At 65.8% G+C, this 14,250-nt stretch carries 16 protein-coding genes; 6 read left to right on the plus strand and 10 right to left on the minus strand.

The genetic code is table 11. The annotated features are described in order from the left end of the window. Positions 1 to 65 precede the first annotated feature (65 nt). The 3 genes from KF783_RS09330 to KF783_RS09340 all read left to right on the plus strand — a co-directional run bounded on the left by KF783_RS09330 (position 66) and on the right by KF783_RS09340 (position 2,529). Positions 66 to 551, plus strand: a complete 486-nt coding sequence (locus KF783_RS09330) for a biopolymer transporter ExbD (RefSeq protein WP_294078494.1) — start codon at positions 66 to 68, stop codon at positions 549 to 551. A gap of 25 nt (positions 552 to 576) precedes the next feature. Further along, positions 577 to 1,005: a biopolymer transporter ExbD gene (locus tag KF783_RS09335; protein ID WP_294078496.1), complete on the plus strand. Its 429-nt coding sequence runs from the start codon at positions 577 to 579 to the stop codon at positions 1,003 to 1,005. A 1,167-nt stretch (positions 1,006 to 2,172) separates the two neighbouring features. Continuing rightward, positions 2,173 to 2,529 (plus strand): tetratricopeptide repeat protein, encoded by a 357-nt coding sequence (locus tag KF783_RS09340; RefSeq protein WP_294078498.1) that lies wholly within the window; start codon positions 2,173 to 2,175, stop codon positions 2,527 to 2,529. 339 nt (positions 2,530 to 2,868) lie between these two features. Here KF783_RS09340 and dcd read toward each other — a convergent pair whose 3' ends face one another. The 5 genes from dcd to KF783_RS09365 all read right to left on the minus strand — a co-directional run bounded on the left by dcd (position 2,869) and on the right by KF783_RS09365 (position 5,822). Then, entirely contained in the window at positions 2,869 to 3,423 is a 555-nt protein-coding gene (dcd, locus tag KF783_RS09345) for a dCTP deaminase (RefSeq protein WP_294078500.1), read from the minus strand. A 59-nt stretch (positions 3,424 to 3,482) separates the two neighbouring features. Then, the gene (locus KF783_RS09350) at positions 3,483 to 4,067 is read right to left on the minus strand and encodes a hypothetical protein (protein WP_294078502.1); all 585 of its coding nucleotides are present in this window, start codon (positions 4,065 to 4,067) and stop codon (positions 3,483 to 3,485) included. A gap of 141 nt (positions 4,068 to 4,208) precedes the next feature. Beyond that, positions 4,209 to 4,661 carry a cytidine deaminase gene (locus KF783_RS09355; RefSeq protein WP_294078503.1) on the minus strand — a complete coding sequence of 151 codons (453 nt, stop codon included), beginning with the start codon at positions 4,659 to 4,661 and terminating at the stop codon, positions 4,209 to 4,211. Then, positions 4,658 to 5,335 carry a GH25 family lysozyme gene (locus KF783_RS09360; RefSeq protein ID WP_294078505.1) on the minus strand — a complete coding sequence of 226 codons (678 nt, stop codon included), beginning with the start codon at positions 5,333 to 5,335 and terminating at the stop codon, positions 4,658 to 4,660. The genes KF783_RS09355 and KF783_RS09360 overlap by 4 nt, the downstream gene beginning before the upstream one ends. A 4-nt stretch (positions 5,336 to 5,339) precedes the next feature. Further along, the gene (locus tag KF783_RS09365) at positions 5,340 to 5,822 is read right to left on the minus strand and encodes a UPF0262 family protein (protein WP_294078507.1); all 483 of its coding nucleotides are present in this window, start codon (positions 5,820 to 5,822) and stop codon (positions 5,340 to 5,342) included. A gap of 94 nt (positions 5,823 to 5,916) precedes the next feature. Here KF783_RS09365 and KF783_RS09370 point away from each other — a divergent pair, with 94 nt between their 5' ends. Next, a complete protein-coding gene (locus KF783_RS09370) occupies positions 5,917 to 7,428 on the plus strand; it encodes a replicative DNA helicase (RefSeq protein WP_294078508.1) in 1,512 nt (503 codons plus the stop codon). A 234-nt stretch (positions 7,429 to 7,662) separates the two neighbouring features. Here the strand turns inward: KF783_RS09370 and KF783_RS09375 are convergent, their stop codons facing one another. From KF783_RS09375 to cobA, 5 genes are read right to left on the minus strand one after another with little or no spacing between them, the layout of a single operon-like run. Further along, the gene (locus KF783_RS09375; protein WP_294078510.1) at positions 7,663 to 8,433 is read right to left on the minus strand and encodes a phosphoadenylyl-sulfate reductase; all 771 of its coding nucleotides are present in this window, start codon (positions 8,431 to 8,433) and stop codon (positions 7,663 to 7,665) included. Beyond that, positions 8,426 to 8,851: a DUF934 domain-containing protein gene (locus KF783_RS09380; protein WP_294078512.1), complete on the minus strand. Its 426-nt coding sequence runs from the start codon at positions 8,849 to 8,851 to the stop codon at positions 8,426 to 8,428. Before KF783_RS09380 ends, KF783_RS09375 begins: the two co-directional genes overlap by 8 nt. Continuing rightward, positions 8,844 to 10,475, minus strand: a complete 1,632-nt coding sequence (locus tag KF783_RS09385) for a nitrite/sulfite reductase (protein ID WP_294078513.1) — start codon at positions 10,473 to 10,475, stop codon at positions 8,844 to 8,846. The genes KF783_RS09380 and KF783_RS09385 overlap by 8 nt, the downstream gene beginning before the upstream one ends. 1 nt (position 10,476) lies before the next feature. After that, on the minus strand, positions 10,477 to 10,773 hold the full coding sequence (locus KF783_RS09390) for a DUF2849 domain-containing protein (protein ID WP_294078514.1): 297 nt from the start codon (positions 10,771 to 10,773) through the stop codon (positions 10,477 to 10,479). Then, positions 10,770 to 11,603, minus strand: a complete 834-nt coding sequence (gene cobA, locus KF783_RS09395) for a uroporphyrinogen-III C-methyltransferase (RefSeq protein ID WP_294078516.1) — start codon at positions 11,601 to 11,603, stop codon at positions 10,770 to 10,772. Before cobA ends, KF783_RS09390 begins: the two co-directional genes overlap by 4 nt. 131 nt (positions 11,604 to 11,734) lie before the next feature. Between cobA and KF783_RS09400 the strand changes: the two genes are divergently transcribed. Together KF783_RS09400 and KF783_RS09405 are read left to right on the plus strand one after the other, a co-directional pair. Continuing rightward, positions 11,735 to 12,706: a helix-turn-helix domain-containing protein gene (locus KF783_RS09400; RefSeq protein ID WP_294078518.1), complete on the plus strand. Its 972-nt coding sequence runs from the start codon at positions 11,735 to 11,737 to the stop codon at positions 12,704 to 12,706. 338 nt (positions 12,707 to 13,044) lie between these two features. Further along, complete coding sequence (locus KF783_RS09405; RefSeq protein ID WP_294078519.1) at positions 13,045 to 14,235, plus strand: hypothetical protein; 1,191 nt, start codon at positions 13,045 to 13,047, stop codon at positions 14,233 to 14,235. Positions 14,236 to 14,250: the final 15 nt, after the last annotated feature.

Consider the following 14,250-nt stretch of genomic DNA (forward strand, 5'->3'; position numbering starts at 1 on the left):
GCGCGTCGCCCGGCACGCCCGCACCCGCCACGGCGGGGCGGGGAATGCTTGAATAGGAATACGCGATGGCGATTAGCACAGGCGGCGGCGGCGAAGACACCCCGCTTTCGGACATCAACACCACGCCGCTAGTGGACGTGATGCTGGTGCTCCTCATCATCTTCCTGATCGCGGTGCCGGTCGTGATCCAGACGGTCGACCTTCAGCTGCCCAAGGTTCGGTTCGAGCCGACCACGACCAAGCCCGAGAATATCTCGCTGTCGGTCACCGGGTCGGAGGGGCGCTGTCAGGTCTATTGGAACATGACCCCGATCACGAGCGCGGAGCTGCTGAAACGCGGCGCCGACAAGCTCAAGGCGGTGGTCGACCGGTTGGGCAGCAACATCACCCCGGACGATATCCCCGAGGTGCATATCCGCGGTGACGTCAACACGCCGTATCGCTGCATCGGTGCGACCATCTACACCATGCAGTCGGCAGGTTTCGTGAAGGTCGGATTCATTTCCGAACCCGAACCCGGCGTCCAGGCCGCTGCGGCGGCCGCGCAATAAGCCCGCAGTTCAGGAGTAAGAAATCATGGCAATGAGCGGCGGCAAGGACGATGGCGAGCCGATGATGGAGATGAACACGACGCCGTTGATCGACGTCATGCTCGTGCTCCTCATCATGTTCATCATCACCATCCCCATTCAGACCCACGCGGTGAAGGTCGATCTGCCCCAGAATACGGGCCAGAACACGCCTCCGCCGGTGGATCCCCAGAAGAACAAGATCACGATCGACCCCGAGGGCAAGATCTACTGGAACGGCGTTCAGGTCGATACCGTCACGCTGCGCCAGTATCTCGACCAGAGCGTTCAGATCGTCCCGGAGCCGGAACTGCATTTCCAGCCGGATCCGCAGGCGCGCTACGAAGTGGTCGATAATGTTCTGGCGACGATCAAGCGGTCGGCGGTCACGAAGCTCGGCTTCGTCGGCAACGAACAGTATCGCAACGATTTCTGATCGTCAGACAGGATCGTTCGAACCCGATCAGGGGCGGCTTCGGCCGCCCCTTTTTTTGCGTTTATATAGATTGCGAATACAACGGCCTGGCTGACGTTCCTGCGCAAGAGCGGGAGGAGGGAATGGCAAATGCCCCCATCGCAATCGGCAGCTTTCCAGCGTTAGGGTCGAGCCTATCGGCCTCGAATCCGCTGGTCGGGGCGACAATGGCTATGCTTACGTTTGCCCGATGATGTCGTACGGCAAGACTATCGGCATCCAAATGAACCCGCGCCCCTTGAATGATGAACTTACGCGTCAGCTTCGGGGGCGTTAGGGACGGGCGCAAGCTTATGCCGGGACAAGCACTTGATAGCGTTGTCCCAGCGCGCTTCATCCTCATCGCATTCCGGCTGGTACTGGTCTGCGCGAATTTCTCGCGCGGGGCTGGCGATCGGCCATGGCGCCGATAGAGCATAGCCACACATTTGTTGCCGGAGGCCGCCAAGTTGGCTGGGCCTGTTGGCATCTTGCCGTGCTTCCAGAATACCCGAATTCTTGGCTGCGATGAAGCGCTGGGGGCAGCTATGCGCCGAACCCGACCCGCCCCCAGATCGTCGAACCCTGTGTGGCCGGACGGAAGTCGTTCGTTCTCCGCTCGCGCGGTTCGAAGCCAAAACCGCACCGCGCCGCTCACCCAGACGCGATGCCGATCCGTTTCGCCGCCAGCTACGGGGCAGCCGGCCCCCATGGCTCGCAGCGGCCGGCCTGTGTCGTTTCGCCCGTCCCCTCACGCGTGCGATCGCGTTCCGCTGACGCGACCCGGGTTGCGCGTGATGAGCCGGCAGGCGGGTGAGGGCGCCACCCCGGCAAACGTACGGCCTTCCGCTCGCGCCTGACTCGCCCTGATCCGATCAGGGGGCCGTCCAGTCCCGGTGGCGCATATCCGCGGCGCTATGCGCCCCGGCGGCTGACAGGCGTGACCGAAAGCCACGGGACAGACGCCGCCCGGCGCGACGCCGTCCTTCAGGCACGACTTCGGCCTGCCATGTCGCGATCACGCGTCCGCTCCCTCGCCCTGCGCTGGCCGAAGGCGTTTGTCATATAACTGCAATAAACGCACTTGCCCCGATGCAACATTAATGACACCAATATGTCATTGAACTGTAACATATGGGAGAAGATGTCATGCGTATCGTTCTGGCCCTCGCGCTGGCGGTTGCCCCGTTCGGCGTCGCCCAGGCCCAGTCGCGCCAGGCCGACCCCTATGCCCATGCCGAAATCCTGAAGGGTGACTATCAGCAGGCCGAACGCCGGCTGGTCGCCGAACAGCGGATTTTCCCCTCCATGCCCGAAGTGCTGCTCAATCTCGCCGCCGTCTATTCGAACACCGGTCGCCCGGATCAGGCACGCGCGCTCTACAACAAGGTGCTGGCGCTCGATCCGGTCGATATGACGGTCGCGGGCGGCGAAATCGCGCCCTCGCACCTTGTCGCCCACCGCGGCCTGGCGCTGATCGCCCCCGTGCGTCAGGCGGCGCGCTGATCCCGTCCGGCACCGCTCTTCCGAATGGCGAGGTGCGGGTGCGGCCGCGCGCGTCATAGCGGTGACCGGTGAGTTACGGCGCCCGGCGTTTCTCGATGCTCTCGCCCGTCATGGGGCATGCCGGAATTGGAAGGCGGATCGGCTGAGCCGGCGTATCCGGTAACCCGGTCCGCCGCGTGCCGATCACCTGCCGCGGCCACGCGCGCGCCCGATCGCGCGGGCCGAACCTGAATGACGATTTCGTTTGTGCCAGCGCGCCCGCTGGGTCCGAGTCGCGCGCCGCCTCCGTTGCGAGCGACGTCCGCGTAACGCCGTCCGCAACAGCGTTCGCGGCTCTAGCTAAAGCCGTGGCAGTGTAACGCCCCGCTGGCCCATATATTTGCCGGCGCGGTCGGCGTAGCTCGTCTCGCATGCCTCGTTCCCCTTCAGAAACAGGAACTGGCACGCGCCTTCATTGGCATAGATTTTGGCGGGGAGCGGCGTGGTGTTCGAAAATTCCAGCGTCACATGCCCTTCCCATTCGGGCTCCAGCGGCGTGACGTTGACGATGATCCCGCATCGCGCATAGGTCGATTTGCCCAGGCAGATCACCAGCACGTCGCGCGGCACCCGAAAATACTCCACCGTCCGCGCCAGCGCGAAGCTGTTGGGCGGGATGATGCATATGTCGGTCTGGCGATCGACGAAGCTGGTCGATGCGAAATCCTTGGGATCCACCACCGCGCTGTCGATGTTGGTGAAAATCTTGAACTCGTCCGCCACCCGGGCGTCATAGCCATAAGAGGACAGACCATAGGAAATGCACCCCTCCCGCCGCTGCGCCTCGACGAACGGCTCGATCATGCCGTGCTGCGTGGCCTGTTCGCGAATCCAGCGGTCGGAGAGGATGGACATGTGCGCTCCTGATTAGCGCGTCCCGCATCGCCGGAATGCGCGCGCGGGGCAAGGGGGCTTTAGCCGGGCCAGCGCTTCGCGGCGTCACAGTCGCTGTCGCCCAGCCCAAAACCCCGTTCGAGCGGTGTGGCAAGGGCAGGTTCATTGCACGGGTCGCGCTCGTCGCCGGGTTGCCGAACGTTCCAGTCCCAGGATCGCGGCGGGAACCCGTCGGGGCCGTAAGCCAGCAGGATACGATGAAGATCGCCGCTCAGCATCACCGCCGGATTATCTGCCCCGGCAGAGATGTTGCTCGACATTGATGTGACGCGACCATCACGCACGCGTTCGAGGGCGATGCCTGTGCCGTCGGTGCCGCCCAAGTTGGATCCGCGCCAGCGGGTCAACCGCGTATCGAGTGTCGCGAAGAGCGTATCGCTCTCTTCTGGCGGGAGGAAGAGTCGGGATGTGGCGACCGATTTGTCGAATTGGTCGATGCGCCGGACATCCACGCGCGACGGGCCGCACGCGCGTGAGTCGGCACTGCTGTCATCGGGGCGTCGGTCGCGCGGGGGGCAGCCCGTCGGCAGCCGGAGAAGCGAAAGATAAAAAGCGTAGCGCCCGAATGTCGGCGCGATGAGAACCCGGACCCCATCCGGGTCCAAGTCCGTGAGCCTCGCCGCCAGAAGCTCGCTCGGGAATCGCGCGGTTCCCGCTCAAAGGTCCGTCAATCGTGCCACTATGATGAGGATTGTTGTCGCCGCATCCCCATAGCGCAGCGCTGAGGATGACGACCGCTATCCGGATCACCCAATCCCCAGATCCCCCGGCCCGAAGGCCTGCGGCAGCAGATCGCTCAGGCGGTGAGTCTCATAGCGATCGCCCTCCGCCCCGGCGCAGAACACGGCGAGGTCGCGGCCGCCCATCTGCGCCGCCTCGTTCAGTACCTGACGGCATCGTCCGCACGGGCGGATCGGGTCGCTGCCCCGTGCGATCGCGTCGGTCATCATGCCGCCGATGATCCCCACCGCGACCACATCGCGCAGCCGTCCTTCGGAACTCGCCTTCGCGGTCGCCACGGTCTCCGCGCACAGCGACAGGCCATAGCTCGCATTTTCGAAATTGCATCCGGTGACGATGCTGCCATCGGTCAGCAACAGCGCCGCGCCGACCGCGAAATTCGAATAGGGCGCATGGGCATGGGCCGCCGCCTTCCGTGCCGCCGCGATCAGCCGGCGTGCGGTCTCCGCATCGTTCATGGTGCCACCACGTCCCAGTTTACCGGCCGTTCGATCCCTTCGATCCGCCGCATCGCGCTCGCCTGCCACATCCGCCAGGGCCGCGCCAGATAGCTGGGCGGAAAGAACATGCCGCTGCTCCACAGCGTCCGGGGAATGGCCGCGCTGACCGCATATTGCGCCTCGAACGCGGGCGAAATGCGCAGGATCGCGGGCTTTCCGCTATGCGTTTCGATCACCGTCGCCAGTTCGCGCACCTCGTTCAGCACGACGTCGCGCTCGGGCCGCGCGGGGCAGTCGGGCTGAAACGACAGGTCGATCGCGGGGGGCAGGGCGCCGGGATCGCGCGGCACGGTCGCGACGAAGCTCTTCGCCTGGTCGGCGGCCAGGCGGCACAGCGAATAGACATGGATCGCGCCGCGCGGGATGCCGGCCTCGTACAATGCCGCCCAGTGTTCGGCGAACATCGCGTCGCGCACGTCCGCGCCGGCGGTCGCGCGCAGATAGGCGAAATCGACATCCGCCGCCTTGACCGTGAACCAGTCGATCCGCCCGTCCTCATCCGAGACGTCGACGCCTTGCAGCGCGAAATCCTGACGCGGCGGCGCCCAGTTGATCGCGAACATCCATGCGCACACGCCGACCAGCGCGAGCGCGAGCGCGATTCCCGCGCCGATCCGCCAGGTGCCGCTCATCCTCTCACGCCTTGATGTGCAGCACGCAGATCAGCGTGAACAGCCGCCGTGCAGTGGCGAAATCGATCGCGATCTTTCCCTCCAGCCGCTCGATCAGCGTCCGCGCCGCATCGTCGTGGATCCCGCGCCGGGCCATGTCGATCGTTTCGATCTGTGCCGGGGTGGAACTGCGAATCGCCTGGAAATAGCTGTCGCAGATGGCGAAATAGTCGCGGATCGGCCGGCGAAACCGCGCCAGCCCCAGGATCATCGTTTCCAGCAGGCTGTCGTCCTCACGCTTGATGTCGATCTGCAATCGCCCCTCCTGGACCGACAGGTGGATGCGATACGGCCCGGCATAGCCATCCGGATAGGCGCGCGCGGGGGCGAAGCTGTTGTCCTCGATCAGGTCGAAGATCGCGATCCGCCGCTCCTGCTCGATATCCGCCGATCGCCACAGGATGGTGCGCTCGTCCAGCGTGACATTGATGATCCGGGGATCGGCCATGTCCCCGCCACTACCGGTCGCGCGGGGGCCTCGTCCACAGGATAAACATGCCGGCCCGGCTTGAGCGACGGCGCGCGGGGTGGGAAAGGGGGGTATGGCGACGCTTGCAACCCATCCCGCCGGCGCGGATCCCGCGCCCCGGCTTCCCCAGAATGTCGAGGCGGAGGCCGCGCTGCTCGGCGCGATGATGATCGACAACCGGCTCGCCGATGACATCGTCGAGGTGCTGGCCGACCAGCATTTCTTCGAGCCCGTCCATGGCCGCATCTTCAAGGCGATCAAGACGCTGCGCAAGCAGGACATGCTGGCGACCCCGGTGACGCTCAAGCCGCTGTTCGAAAAGGACGAGGGGATGGGCCAGCTGGGTGGCCCGGCCTATCTCGCCCAGCTTACCGGGTCGGGCGCGGGATTGATCGGCGCGCGCCAGTTCGCGCGCCAGATCTATGATCTCGCGCTGCTCCGCGAACTGGTGACGGTGGGGCGCAACATGGTCGAGAAGGCGCTCGACACCAGCGAGGACGTCAACCCGCGCGACCAGATCGATCGCGCCGAAGAGGCGCTGTTCAAGGTCGCGGCCGATGGCGGCACCGCAAACACGGTCAAATCGTTCAACGAAGCGACCAAGATCGCGCTGGAGAATGCGAAGCGGGCGCAGAGCGCGGGGGGCGGCGTCGCCGGCGTCACCACCGGGTTCGATTCGGTCAACGGCCGGATCGGTGGTCTCCACCACAGCGATCTCATCATCCTTGCCGGGCGTCCGGGCATGGGCAAGACCTCGCTCGCCACCAACATCGCCTATAATGCGGCACGGCGCATGATGGACGACGTCCGCCTGGGCATCAGTCCAAAGGAATCGATCGGCGCCAAGGTCGCGTTCTTCAGCCTGGAAATGTCGGCGGACCAGCTGGCGCTGCGCATCCTGTCCGAATCGTCGCGAATCCCGTCGGAATCGCTGCGCATGGGCAATATCAGCAAGGCCGAGTTCGCCCAGCTGGCCAAGGCGGCGGCGGATCTGGAACAGCTGCCGCTCTATATCGACGATACGGCCGGTTTGACGATCAGCGCGCTGCACAGCCGCGTTCGCCGCCTTCAGTCCAAGCATGACGGCGAATTGGGCCTCGTCATCGTCGATTATCTCCAGCTGCTTCAGGGCAGCGGCAACAATCGCGACGGCAACCGCGTCCAGGAAATCTCGGAAATCAGCCGCGGCCTCAAGACGCTGGCAAAGGATATCAACGTTCCCGTCATCGCGCTGTCGCAGCTCAGTCGTGCCGTCGAATCGCGGGAGGACAAGCGGCCGATGCTCTCGGACCTGCGCGAATCGGGATCGATCGAGCAGGACGCCGACATGGTCTGGTTCGTGTTCCGCGAAGACTATTACGTCGCCGCCCGCGAACCCAAGCGTCCGCGCGAAGGCGACGACCCCCGGGTGTTCGAGGATCACGCGAAATGGGCGCTCGACATGGAGCGCGTCTATGGCCTTGCCGAACTCATCATCGCCAAACAGCGCCACGGCGCGACCGGAAAGGTCCTGCTCGGCTTCGAATCGAGCTTCACCCGATTCAGCGACTATGCCGGCGACATGGTCGCCGAGCCTTATGAGTGAGGGGGAAGGGCGTCGATCATAAGGTGGTCGGGGCGGTTCCCCGGATTTTTACACGTTCGAAAAATATGGAAAAATAATCTGGATTTGCGCGTCTCGCGACCGACCGCGACCAGATATCCCGAACTGCCGAGGGACGCGGGCTTTCTGGAGAAGCAACGCGTTGGATTCAATAATGATTATATAAATCAACCGTTTATGGGGCTGTTCCTGGATGTTGCCGAGGCATGATGCGGCTCAGGACACCGGCGCATCGGAGTCGCTGTCGCTGACCGGCATGTGGATGCCGCATTCGGTCTTGTCGGTCCCGGCCCAGCGGCCCGATCGCGGGTCTTGGCCGGGCTTTACCTTGCTGGTGCAGGGCGCGCAGCCGATCGAAGGATAGCCCTGCGCCACCAGCGGGTGGGCGGGCAGGTCGTGCGCGGCGAAATACGCGTCGAGATCGGCCTTCGCCCAGTCGGCGAGGGGGTTTACCTTCAGCCGTCCCGCCGCATCGACCTCGAACCGGGGCAGCGCGGAGCGGGTCGCCGCCTGAAACGCCTTGCGCCCGGTGATGCTTGCGTCGAACCCGGCGAGCGCGCGTTCGAGCGGCGCGACCTTGCGGATCTCGCAACAGCCATCGGGGTCATAGGACCATCGCTCGCCCGCCGCATCGCGTTTCGCCAGCATCTGCGCATCGGGGGTCAGGATGCGCAGATCCGTCAGTCCCAGCCGCGCGGCGAGCGCGTCGCGATAGGCGATCGTCTCCGGGAAATGCTTGCCGGTGTCGAGGAACAGCACCGGCACCGACGGATCGATCGTCGCGACCAGATGCAGCAGCGCCGCCGCCTCCGCGCCAAAGGACGAGACCAGCGCGAGATCGCCGGCCATCTGTTCGTGCAGCACGGTGCGCAGCATCTCCTGCGTCGGTGCGCCGCGAAACAGGGTGTTGAGCCGCAGCGCGTCGCGCTCGGTAAAGCGTGGGGCGGTGTCGATCCGGTCGATGCGGCGCGCCTCGGTATCAGCCATGGCGCAGTTTCCACACCGGCACCGCGCGGTCGGCGGCGGTCTGATAGACATGGTCGTACCGGGCGAGCGCGGCGTCCAGCACCGCCCGGTCCACCGGCGCTTCCGGCGCGAAACTGTCGAATCCGCATCGGCGCATGAGCGGGATCTGATCGACCAGCACGTCGCCCTGCGCGCGCAATTCGCCGGCATAGCCTGCCTCGCGCAGGATGCGCGCGGTCGAATAGCCGCGCCCGTCGCGGAATTTGGGAAAGCTTATCTCGACCAGGGCCAGCCGCTCGAGATGCGGCAACAGCGCGCGGGCATCTTCCCCGCTTTCGATACGCACGGCGGTAGCGTTGCTCTGGGTCAGAAACGAATCCAGCGTCACCGCCGGTTCGTCAAGCGGCGCGTCGTCGCGATAGCGGAGCGGTTCAGCCATAGATCGCCTCCTTGAACGGGGTCATGCCGATCCGGCGATAGGTGTCGAGGAAACGCTCGCCCGCCTCACGCTGCGCCAGATACACGTCGGTCGCCTTCTCGACCGCATCGACGATGCCGTCCTCGCTGAACCCGGGTCCTGTGATCGACGCCAGGCTGACATCTTCCGCGCCCGATCCGCCGAGCAACAGCTGGTAATTCTCGGTCCCTTTTCGGTCCACGCCCAGAATGCCGATATGCCCGGCATGGTGGTGGCCGCACGCATTGATGCAGCCGCTGATCTTCAGCTTCAGCTCGCCCAGTTCGCGCTGCCGGCCCAGATCGGCGAACCGCGTCGCGATCTTTTGCGCGACGGGGATCGAGCGGGCATTGGCCAGGCTGCAATAATCCAGGCCGGGGCAGGCGATGATGTCGCTGATCAGATCCAGATTGGCGTCGGCCAGTCCGGCCGCGACCAGCCGTTCCCACACTGCGTACAGATCGGCCTTGCGGACATGCGGCAGGACGATGTTCTGTGCATGCGTCACGCGCAGTTCGTCGAAGCTGTAGCGCTCGGCGAGGTCGGCCATGACGTCGATCTGGTCGGCAGAGGCGTCGCCCGGGATGCCGCCGGTCGGCTTCAGGCTGATGTTGACGATGGCATAGCCGGACGCCTTGTGCGCGGCGACGTTGCGATCGACCCACAGCGCGAAGTCGGGATCGCTGCGGTCGATATCGTCGCTCAACCCGCTCTCGAACGCGGGCGGCGCGAAACAGGCCGCGATCCGGTCGAACTCCGCGCGGGGCGGGTCGATGCCCAGTTTCTTGACCTCGACGAACTCGGCGGCGACCTCGTCGCGATATTTCTCCGCGCCGATCTCATGGACCAGGATCTTGATCCGCGCCTTGTACATATTGTCGCGGCGGCCATAGCGGTTGTACACGCGCAGGCACGCCTCCATGTAGCTGAGTAAATCCTCCAGCGGCACGAAGTCATTGATTTTCGGTGCGATCATCGGGGTGCGGCCCATGCCGCCGCCGACATAGACGGCGACGCCCTGGACGCCGTCCTTCTCGACCACCTGCAAGCCGATATCGTGCAGCCGCATCGCCGCGCGATCCTCGTCGCTGGCGATCACGGCGATCTTGAACTTGCGGGGCAGATAGCTGAACTCGGGGTGGAAGCTGCTCCACTGGCGCAGCAATTCGGCCCAGGGGCGCGGATCGGTCAGCTCGTCCGCGGCGGCGCCCGCATATTGATCGCTGCTGATGTTGCGGATGCAATTGCCGCTGGTCTGGATCGCATGCATCTCCACCGTCGCCAGATCGGCCAGGATGTCGGGCGCGTCGGCCAGCTTGATCCAGTTATACTGGATGTTCTGCCGCGTGGTGAAATGCCCGTATCCGCGATCGTATTTGCGCGCGATATGCGCCAGCATGCGCATCTGGCGGCTGTCCATCGTGCCGTACGGCACGGCGACGCGCAGCATATAGGCGTGCAGCTGAAGATACAGGCCGTTCATCAGCCGCAGCGGCTTGAACTGGTCCTCGGTGATCTGGCCCGCCAGCCGGCGATTCACCTGATCGCGGAACTCCGCGACGCGGCTCGCGACGATCGAATGGTCATATGCGTCATATTTATACATGTCAGATCACCCAGCTGCCGGCATCGGGGTCGGCGGGTTTGAGCGTCAGGTCCGGGCGCACCGTCGGGCCGAGCGCGCGGATCCGGTCCTTGATATGCGCCGGGCGCGGGCCGTCGGGGGTCGATGTGGCGTCGATCACATAGGGGCCGTTGACGCGGCGCGCGCCCTCTTCGGCCTGGGCGATCGCTTCGCCCTGATCGCCGACATCGGCGGCGTCCTCGACATGGCGGGACCAGCCGCTGCCGGTCCACCAGGTGACGTCGCCGCTGGCAAGGTCGTTTCCGGTCAACAGCTTCATGCGGCGTTCCCTTGCGCCGGTTCGGCCCCGGACACCGTTTCGGGCGCGTGCATCGCCTGTGCCTGTCGCGCCCAATGGCCCAGCCGGTCCTGCGCGTCGGACAGCTGCACCACCTCCCCGACGACGATGATCGCCGGACTCGCCACCTTCTCGCGCGTGACCATCGGGCCAAGATCGGCGAGCAGCGTGCGCAACGCGCGGCTTCCGGGCAGCGTCGCACGCTCCAGCACGGCGACCGGCATGTCGGGGGCCACGCCGTCACGCATCAGCTTCTCCGCGATGTCGGGGCAGGTCGCGACGCCCATATAGATGACCAGCGTCCGCCCCTTGCCGGCAAGGCCCGACCAGTCCTGATCGGTCAGGCCCTTGCACTGGCCGGCGACGAAGCTGACCGCGCTCGACCAGTCGCGATGGGTCAGCGGCAGCATCGCCTCCGCCGCCGCGCCCAGCGCCGAGCTGATGCCGGGAATGACTTCGACCGGCAGGCCGGCCGCGCGCACCGCCTCGACCTCTTCGCCGCCGCGGCCAAAGATGAACGGATCGCCGCCCTTCAGCCGCACGACGATCGCGCCGGTCTTCACATGCGCGATGATCAGCGCGTTGATCCCGTCCTGTGGCACGGTATGTCTGGAGCGCGTCTTCGCGACGCTGATCCGATGCGCCTGCGGGGCAAGATCGAGCACCCGGCGATCGACCAGTCCGTCATGTACCAGCACGTCGGCGGATTTGAGCGCTTCGACGGCGCGGACGGTCAACAGGTCGGGGTCGCCGGGACCGGCGCCGACCAGGATCACGCGGCCCCGCGCGGTGGGATCGAGAAGACTAGCCATGCACGTCAGATGGTCGTCGCGCGCCCAACCGGCAACCGAGGGATGCTTGGGGCGATCCTAGCGCAGCTTTGGCGGCGACGTCGTCACGCGACGATTGTGGGCGGCCCCAAATCGCGGTAGTTCACGCGCGAATGGCAGGCGCCTCGCCGATCTGCGCCCAGCGCTTTTCCACCGACGCCACCGCGCCGGCGGACCGCTATGCGATGTGGCGCGAACGCAATGGCGGCCTCGCCCAGCTTCACGACACCCGGCCGCATGGTCCGTTTTCGGCGAACGCGATCTATGTCCCGCTGGGTACGGTCGTCGCCGCCCAGTCGGAAATGAGTTCGCAAACCTGGCAACGGACGGCGGCGATGGCGCGCGCCGACGGTGTCGATCTGCTCAGCGTCAATATCCGCACGCGCGGCGGCGCGGTGGGGGAGGCGGACGGCACCGCCTTTTGCGGCGCGGGCGATACCGTGATCCTTTCCGACCTCAGCCGCCCGATGGTGCATGTTTCAGAGGCTTCGCAAACCGCGCTGCTGCTGGTCCCGCGGGTGCGGGCCGAGGCGGTTGTCGGACCGGTCCGCGCGCTGCACGGTGCGGTGTTGAGCGGCCCGGGCGCGACCCTGTTGCGGGACTCGATGCGCACGCTGTTCGCCCATGTCGAACACATGTCGGCCGCCGATGGCGATCGCATGGCGGGCGTGATGCTCGACCTGCTGGGGGTCGCGGTGTCGATGAATGGGCGGCCGGTCATGGTGACGACGGCCGCTGTGGATCGTGCCACCCGGCAGCACGCCGAGGCGATGATCGAGGCCGAACTGGCGTCCGCGCGGCTTGGGATCGCGCGTCTGTGCCGTCGGCTCGGCGTCTCGCGCTCGACGCTCTACCGGGTGTTCCGGGACGAGGGCGGGGTCGTGGCCTATATCCGCGACCGCCGCCTCGCCCGTGTGCATGTGTTGCTGGGCGACGCTTCGGTCCGCGAACCGGTCGGTACGCTCGCCGAGGCCTGGGGGTTTTGCGACGCGCCGCATTTCGGGCGACTGTTCCGCGCGCGCTACGGGATGAGCCCCGGCGAATATCGCGCGATGCGGGCGGCAATGCGTCATGATGGATCGTGAAGCCGCTTCATTTTGAGGCGCGACGCCACTTGCCAGTTCTGTAATCGCGAATGATGGCGGTCCCGCATCGCGTGCATTTGGTACGCCAGTTGTCACCGTCGTAACGGACACGGTTGCGCGCGCGCCGATGGCCAACCAGCAAACAGACGATACGGAACATCGCAGGCTTCGCTCCTCGCGTCCGTCATAGGACAGGCCCGCGATGCCCCCCAGCCCGGGCGCTGGTACGATCGTGCCAACGCCTTGTACGACCGGTTCAGCCGGGCATCGGGCGGCGGCACGGCGCTGTCCGGTTCCGTCCGTTGCAGCGCGCGGATCGGTCCTCTAGCTTCGTCGATATGGCCTGGATGAACGGATCTTCCGCGTCGTTCGCCCCTGTCGCTGCGATTGCGATGCTCGCGCTCGCCCCCGGCACGGCAATGGCCGAAACCGTCCTGACCGATCGACAGCTCGCCGAAGTGAAGGTGGAACTGGCAAAGACCGAACGGCAATGCGCGACGACCGGAATGGACCTGGGCGTCGATGGCAGGCCGAACCTGCTGTTCAGCTGTCGCGTCCAATATTGGATGTCGTTCAACATGGCGATGGCGGGCGGCCGGCTCGACCTGATGGAATGGATCGCCGCATCGTTCCGCCGCGCGGCGGGGGACGCGCTGGAGGAGGGCGGCAACGCCCTCTACTGGGCGCTGATGAACGCGCAGATCGCGGGAATCCGTTCGCGCGTCGTTGAGCAGGATCAGTGGATGACGCGAGCGATGCAACGTATCTCGCGGCTCGATTCCTTTACCGCAACGCTGTTGATCGACTATGCCAATACGATCGAGGCGCGCGGTCGCGTGGCCCAGGCGGCGGTCATCTGGCGCCAGGTCCAGGCATATCTGCAAACCGCGTCGCTGCCGCCGCGCCTGCGGGTCGAATTCACGGTCGCGCTCGCGCGGCACGCGTTCGGCCAGTCGCGGTTCGACGATGCGCGCCGCTACTTGTCGGTCGCCGTCGCGACCTATGACGCCGGGACGCCGAAATCGGATTTCGCGCATAATGACGGCGGCTGGCTGGATATCCTGATGCTGCGCGCGATCCTGGAGCTGCGCGATCGCCGGATCGACGCGGCTTCCGCCGACCTGGCGGATGCCGAGCGGATTGCGCGCGGTGCGCGTTCGTTCGACCGGACCGCGTTGCTGCGGGTCCTGTTCCACCGCCGCACGATCGCCGAGCTGCGGGGTGAGGTCACCGCCTATCTCGCGCTCTCGCGACAGATTCGCGAACTGGTGATCGCTGGCACCTCGCCGCGCGACGCCGCCCGGGCGGATGCCGATATCGGGCTGGGCAAGGCGTTACTGGCATCGGGCGATCCCGCCGGGTCGCGCCATTTCCTCAAATCCGGGATTGCGATGCGGCTGGCGACGATCGCCGACCAGCCGGCGTTCGGCGCGGCGGAGCAGCAGACGCTGCGCGACCTGCGCGAAACCATGAAGTTTCAGATTTTCGCCGACTGGATTCTCGCCGCCCGCCAGCGCGCGCGCGACTGATCCGGCAGCCGATCC

Origin of the sequence: Sphingomonas sp., from assembly GCF_019635455.1 — a bacterium.
Classification (GTDB): Bacteria; Pseudomonadota; Alphaproteobacteria; order Sphingomonadales; family Sphingomonadaceae; genus Sphingomonas.

What these genes read in the sequence shown, in the direction of transcription:
- KF783_RS09400 (WP_294078518.1), top strand. Translation starts at nt 11,735, where the DNA reads ATGGCAGGCGCCTCGCCGATCTGCGCCCAGCGCTTTTCCACCGACGCC.
- KF783_RS09335 (WP_294078496.1), top strand. Translation starts at nt 577, where the DNA reads ATGGCAATGAGCGGCGGCAAGGACGATGGCGAGCCGATGATGGAGATG.
- KF783_RS09330 (WP_294078494.1), top strand. Translation starts at nt 66, where the DNA reads ATGGCGATTAGCACAGGCGGCGGCGGCGAAGACACCCCGCTTTCGGAC.
- KF783_RS09365 (WP_294078507.1), bottom strand. Translation starts at nt 5,822, where the DNA reads ATGGCCGATCCCCGGATCATCAATGTCACGCTGGACGAGCGCACCATC.
- KF783_RS09390 (WP_294078514.1), bottom strand. Translation starts at nt 10,773, where the DNA reads ATGAAGCTGTTGACCGGAAACGACCTTGCCAGCGGCGACGTCACCTGG.
- KF783_RS09370 (WP_294078508.1), top strand. Translation starts at nt 5,917, where the DNA reads ATGGCGACGCTTGCAACCCATCCCGCCGGCGCGGATCCCGCGCCCCGG.
- KF783_RS09355 (WP_294078503.1), bottom strand. Translation starts at nt 4,661, where the DNA reads ATGAACGATGCGGAGACCGCACGCCGGCTGATCGCGGCGGCACGGAAG.
- KF783_RS09360 (WP_294078505.1), bottom strand. Translation starts at nt 5,335, where the DNA reads ATGAGCGGCACCTGGCGGATCGGCGCGGGAATCGCGCTCGCGCTCGCG.
- dcd (WP_294078500.1), bottom strand. Translation starts at nt 3,423, where the DNA reads ATGTCCATCCTCTCCGACCGCTGGATTCGCGAACAGGCCACGCAGCAC.
- KF783_RS09385 (WP_294078513.1), bottom strand. Translation starts at nt 10,475, where the DNA reads ATGTATAAATATGACGCATATGACCATTCGATCGTCGCGAGCCGCGTC.
- cobA (WP_294078516.1), bottom strand. Translation starts at nt 11,603, where the DNA reads ATGGCTAGTCTTCTCGATCCCACCGCGCGGGGCCGCGTGATCCTGGTC.
- KF783_RS09340 (WP_294078498.1), top strand. Translation starts at nt 2,173, where the DNA reads ATGCGTATCGTTCTGGCCCTCGCGCTGGCGGTTGCCCCGTTCGGCGTC.
- KF783_RS09380 (WP_294078512.1), bottom strand. Translation starts at nt 8,851, where the DNA reads ATGGCTGAACCGCTCCGCTATCGCGACGACGCGCCGCTTGACGAACCG.
- KF783_RS09405 (WP_294078519.1), top strand. Translation starts at nt 13,045, where the DNA reads ATGGCCTGGATGAACGGATCTTCCGCGTCGTTCGCCCCTGTCGCTGCG.
- KF783_RS09375 (WP_294078510.1), bottom strand. Translation starts at nt 8,433, where the DNA reads ATGGCTGATACCGAGGCGCGCCGCATCGACCGGATCGACACCGCCCCA.